Origin of the sequence: Porticoccus sp. (assembly GCF_041592135.1) — a bacterium.
GTDB lineage: Bacteria > Pseudomonadota > Gammaproteobacteria > Pseudomonadales > Porticoccaceae > Porticoccus.
On sequence record NZ_JBFHQR010000198.1, the window covers coordinates 1 to 2,642 of the forward strand.

Consider the following 2,642-nt stretch of genomic DNA (forward strand, 5'->3'; position numbering starts at 1 on the left):
ACCATGATTTTGTCGCCCTCTTCAATCATGTTGTAGTCGGCGATGGCGCTGCCCACATTGCGGCGCAGGCGTTTTTGCAGCTTGTTAAATTCCAGCCGTTCTTTGCGGGTATCAAATTCAGTCATGGTGTGTCATTACAGGTTGTGATTGCGAGCGTCAAAGGGGCGCCATTGTATCGTTTTTCACTCTGTCGCCAAAGGGTTAGCGACGCGCTCAAGTGCTGGCGAGATAACGTTGGCTGAGTGCCTGATAGAGCAGGTCCTTGAAGTCGGCACCGCTGTGATCCAGTTCGGCAACCGCCTCCACCAGATGCTCGTTGTCTTCCTTGCCAGCCCATTGCTTGCGGTATGTGCCGTCCTGGTAACCGTGGTCCTGGCGGAAAAAATTCAGCACATTTTTGCCGACATAGCGGATATAGAGCTCATCGAAACTGAGATCGATACCGGCCATCAGCGCGGCAAAGTCCGCCACAGCAAATTTGCGGGTCTGCAATGTGTGCAGGGTAAACGCCTCGAGATCCGCGCGGAAATCCCCGGATGGCCGGGCCTCGACAAACTGCCGCTCCACCAGTTCGGCAATGGCGTCGTGCCCTTCGGAATCCAGCAACAGGATACTCAGGCCGAAATGCCAGATATCCACCAGCTCCAGTTTTACCTGGTCCGCATCCGGCGTCTGTTTTTTCCACCACTTCCAGCCGTAGTGATCCAACAGTTCCGCGCATTCCACCCAGATCGCCCGGTACCAGGCAAAGTCCTGTTCTGCCCAGTTGCTGTTGACCTTGCTGTTCATGGCATCCTGCAACTCCAGCATTGCCAGTATCTGTTGTTTCATGTGTAGTTTCCTCAACTCACGCAGCCCCTCAGGCCCGCACAAACCTATTGCTGTGTTTTTCGACACCGATGCTGGTACCGGGGCCGTGGCCGGTCACCACCGCCACATCATCGTCCAGGGCATAGAGACGCTGACGGATCGATTTGACAATCTGGTTATAGTCGCCACCGGGAAAGTCGGTGCGGCCAATGCCGCCGCGAAACAGGGTGTCGCCGGCAATCAATGTCCTGGCCGGTTCAAACCAGAAGCTGGTCGAGCCAGGCGTATGCCCCGGGGTATGAATGGCTACCCCTTCACAGCAGCCGAGATCGTGCTCATCTGTAAGGTATGCGTCCGGTTTCGGCAGGGAAATCTGCGGCACCCCGAACATCACACACTGCTGTGCCACGCCGTCCCACAGAAACATGTCCTCCTGGTGGAGGTGAATCGGTGCGCCGGTGGCTCTCTTGATTTCACCGGCAGCCAGAATGTGGTCCAGGTGGGCATGGGTATGGATAATCGCCACCACTTTCAGCGCCAGCTCGGCGAGCTTTGACAGAATTAACCGGGCATCACCACCGGGATCAATCACCAGGGCCTTCTTGCTGGCAGGGTCGCCGATAATGGTGCAGTTGCACTGCAGTGGCCCCACGGGAAACGTCACAACGATGGGCGTGTTTTGCTCGGTCATGGATAGCTGGCTACAGAGGATAGAAAGGGGCAATGGTAGCACAACTGGGGTAGTGCAACGGGCCATCGGCATTCACTTGCCAGGGACCAGACTGATCCGCCCTTCCAGTGCGCCGGTATTCGCCATAGCAGCAATGTCTACCCCCTGCCGGAACCAATGGTGCGTCGGGGGATCACAGCTACAACCAGTTTATTCGCCGGCCGGGAAAGCCAGTACCCGCACACGGGGCTGAACATGAGGTCGTCGCCGAAAACACAAAAAAAGGGGTTGCCAGAACGGTTTAAAAACGCAAGCATGGCACCCCTCAGATAAATGCCCCTACAACAGACTCACGATGGAGTAAGGCAATGAAACTATTCTCAGCTTTGCTGGCCGCACTGGTGCTGGTCTCCCTGTCGGCCTTTGCTGACCAGTCCAAGGAATCGACGATCAACTGGCAGTCCCCAGAGGAAATTGCCACGCTGATCGAATTCAAACTGGACGAGGTGAACGGTGAAATCACCTATGGTCCCAACTTCGCCTTTTCTGACAAGGTACTTTCCGACAACTTCTCGGAAATTTACCTGGTGCGCGCCATAGACCACCAGGGCGAAGACCAATACGTGCTCTACATCACCGCCCAATACAACGACAAAAGCTGGCGCTCGTACAAGAATGCCAATATCAAGGATGGCGCGGAAGCAGTCAAACTTGTTTCGCTGTCCACGGATGAAAATGTCTGTGCCGAGGTGTCCTGCCGTTACGAAGAGCGCATGGCCCTGCCGCTCAGCTTTATCACTTTTTTTGATAGCGCCAACATGGGTATGAACCTGACCATCGATGGCAACAGCTCCTTCAACATTCTCCTGCCGAGCAGCTACTTCAAAGCCATTTTGGATGCTGCACCGAAGGATGGTCTCTACGACGAACCTCCTCACAAGCAAGGTCAGGGTATCTAGGGCCTGTTCACACTAATTTGATTACCACTGCTGGAGGTCATTTTTACTTCCAGCGAGGCGGAATGAGCGTGGTTTAGTTATTCTAAATGAGCGAATGACAACAACGCTGGGGGCAAAAATGGCCCCTGCCCTTCGGGTTGCGGCTAAAAAAGCGCCACTCGTCGTTGCTCGTCACTCAGTTAGAACCACTAAATTCATTTCTC

Annotated in this window: 3 protein-coding genes and 1 pseudogene; 1 reads left to right on the top strand and 3 read right to left on the bottom strand. The window is 54.8% G+C overall.

From position 1 onward, the window contains the following. From ABY948_RS11995 to ABY948_RS12005, 3 genes and pseudogenes are all read right to left on the bottom strand, one after another. A pseudogene (locus ABY948_RS11995) lies at positions 1-125 on the bottom strand (tRNA 2-thiocytidine(32) synthetase TtcA); the annotation flags it as partial. Between the two features lie 88 nt (positions 126-213). Next, complete coding sequence (locus ABY948_RS12000) at positions 214-831, bottom strand: dUTP diphosphatase (protein ID WP_461482769.1); 618 nt, start codon at positions 829-831, stop codon at positions 214-216. A 28-nt stretch (positions 832-859) separates the two neighbouring features. Further along, positions 860-1,501 carry an MBL fold metallo-hydrolase gene (locus ABY948_RS12005; RefSeq protein ID WP_461482770.1) on the bottom strand — a complete coding sequence of 214 codons (642 nt, stop codon included), beginning with the start codon at positions 1,499-1,501 and terminating at the stop codon, positions 860-862. Positions 1,502-1,848: 347 nt separating this feature from the next. Between ABY948_RS12005 and ABY948_RS12010 the strand changes: the two genes are divergently transcribed. Beyond that, positions 1,849-2,439 (top strand): hypothetical protein, encoded by a 591-nt coding sequence (locus ABY948_RS12010; protein WP_461482771.1) that lies wholly within the window; start codon positions 1,849-1,851, stop codon positions 2,437-2,439. Positions 2,440-2,642: the final 203 nt, after the last annotated feature.

What these genes read in the sequence shown, in the direction of transcription:
- ABY948_RS12010 (WP_461482771.1), top strand. Translation starts at nt 1,849, where the DNA reads ATGAAACTATTCTCAGCTTTGCTGGCCGCACTGGTGCTGGTCTCCCTG.
- ABY948_RS12005 (WP_461482770.1), bottom strand. Translation starts at nt 1,501, where the DNA reads ATGACCGAGCAAAACACGCCCATCGTTGTGACGTTTCCCGTGGGGCCA.
- ABY948_RS12000 (WP_461482769.1), bottom strand. Translation starts at nt 831, where the DNA reads ATGAAACAACAGATACTGGCAATGCTGGAGTTGCAGGATGCCATGAAC.